Annotated in this window: 1 protein-coding gene and 2 pseudogenes; 2 read left to right on the plus strand and 1 reads right to left on the minus strand. The window is 70.6% G+C overall.

Annotation, left to right across the window (positions count from 1 at the left end):
- Positions 1-417: pseudogene (locus AB0J71_RS49930) on the minus strand (phospholipid carrier-dependent glycosyltransferase); the annotation flags it as partial.
- A gap of 79 nt (positions 418-496) precedes the next feature.
- Here AB0J71_RS49930 and rsmI point away from each other — a divergent pair.
- Both rsmI and AB0J71_RS49940 read left to right on the plus strand, forming a co-directional pair.
- Entirely contained in the window at positions 497-1,339 is an 843-nt protein-coding gene (gene rsmI / locus AB0J71_RS49935) for a 16S rRNA (cytidine(1402)-2'-O)-methyltransferase (protein ID WP_352331356.1), read from the plus strand.
- 5 nt (positions 1,340-1,344) lie between these two features.
- Positions 1,345-1,704 (plus strand): annotated as a pseudogene (locus tag AB0J71_RS49940) (phospholipid carrier-dependent glycosyltransferase); the annotation flags it as partial.

Here is a 1,704-nt window from a genome sequence, read left to right on the forward strand (position 1 = left end):
GAGCCCGAACAGCCACTCACCGGCGCCGATCATCCACTTGCCGAGCGGCGGGTGCACCACGTACGAGGCGCACTTGTCGAGCGTCTCCTGCGTGCACGACTGCCAGATGCCGGTCTTCCCGGCCAGGATCGCCTTGTCCGCGTCCTTGATCGTGACGCGCTCGACACCCCAGTTGATCAGGGAGAAGGCGTCCTTCATGTAGTAGGTCTCGTCGAAGACCACGGCCCGCGGATGGCCCAGGTTGACGAAGCGCAGGATGCCGCCGAAGAGCGTGACCAGCAGCGGGCCGACCCACCCCCACAGGACGCTGCCACGCATGGGGGGGATCACCCGGTCACGCAGGGACCGCGTCTGCGATTGGCTCTCGCCGACCTCCGGGTTGTCGTAGGCCTGGTACGGGGAATCGGTCACCGCCATTCGGACATCGTACGGGCCCCAAGCCGTTAGGTACTGCAAGAATCACGGTCTAATTGGTATGCCCTGCCACAATGGTCGGGTGACTGGAGAAGGCAGGTTGGTGCTGGCCGGAGCCCCCATCGGTCAGGCGGGTGACGTCTCGCCGCGGCTGCGGGAGGTGCTCGCCGGCGCCGACGTGGTGGCCGCCGAGGACACCAGACGGCTGCGCAGGCTCGCCACCGAGCTGGGCGTGGAGATCAGCGGCCGGGTGGTGTCCTACTACGACCAGAACGAGGCGGGCCGCGCCCAGGAGCTCGTCGAGGCGCTGAGACAGGGCCGCACGGTCGTGGTCATCACCGACGCCGGCATGCCGGGGGTGTCCGACCCCGGCTACCGCCTGACCCACCTGGCGGTCGAGGCGGGCATCACGGTGACCGCGCTGCCGGGGCCGAGCGCCGTCACCACGGCCCTCGCCGTGTCGGGGCTGGCCAGCGACAGGTTCTGCTTCGAGGGCTTCCCGCCGCGCAAGACCGGCGACCGGGCGCGGCGGCTGTCCGCGCTGGCGGCCGAGGAGCGGACGATGGTCTTCTTCGAGGCCCCCCACCGGCTGGCCGAGTCGCTGGGCGCGATGGCCGAGGCGTTCGGGCCCGACCGGCCCGCCGCCGTCTGCCGCGAGCTGACCAAGACGTACGAGGAGGTGCGCCGCGGCGGTCTCGGCGAGCTGGCCGAGTGGGCCGCGGGCGGCGTCAAGGGCGAGATCACCGTGGTCGTCGCGGGCCGCGTGCCGGGGGCGGGCGAGCCCGACATGGACGAGCTGGTCGCCGAGGTCGACCGCCGGGTGGCCGAGGGCGAGCAGCGGAAGAACGCCATCGCCGACGTGGCCAAGGGCGCGGGTGTGCCGAGACGCGAACTTTATGACCTGGTGCACAAACGCATAGGGTGATCGACATGGGGGAGACGGCACGACGGCTGGTCCCGCCGTTCCAGGGGCGGCCCCTCTTAGGCTGGGCGGGGCCGCTGCTGGTCGCCCTTTTCGGCGGGCTGCTGCGGTTCGTCCGCCTCGGTGAGCCGAAGGCCGTCGTCTTCGACGAGACCTACTACGCCAAGGACGCCTGGTCCCTGCTCAGGTACGGCGTCGAGCGCGCGATGCTGGGCGACGCCAAGAACCCGATCGCCGACCGGCGGCTCATCGCCGGGAACCTGGACATCTTCCGCCAGTGCCCTCAGTCGTCCGACTGTGCCTCGTTCGTCGCGCATCCGCCGCTGGGCAAGTGGATGATCGCCTCGGGGGAGTGGCTGTTCGGGATG

This window comes from Nonomuraea sp. NPDC049637, from assembly GCF_040675235.1.
Lineage (GTDB): Bacteria > Actinomycetota > Actinomycetes > Streptosporangiales > Streptosporangiaceae > Nonomuraea.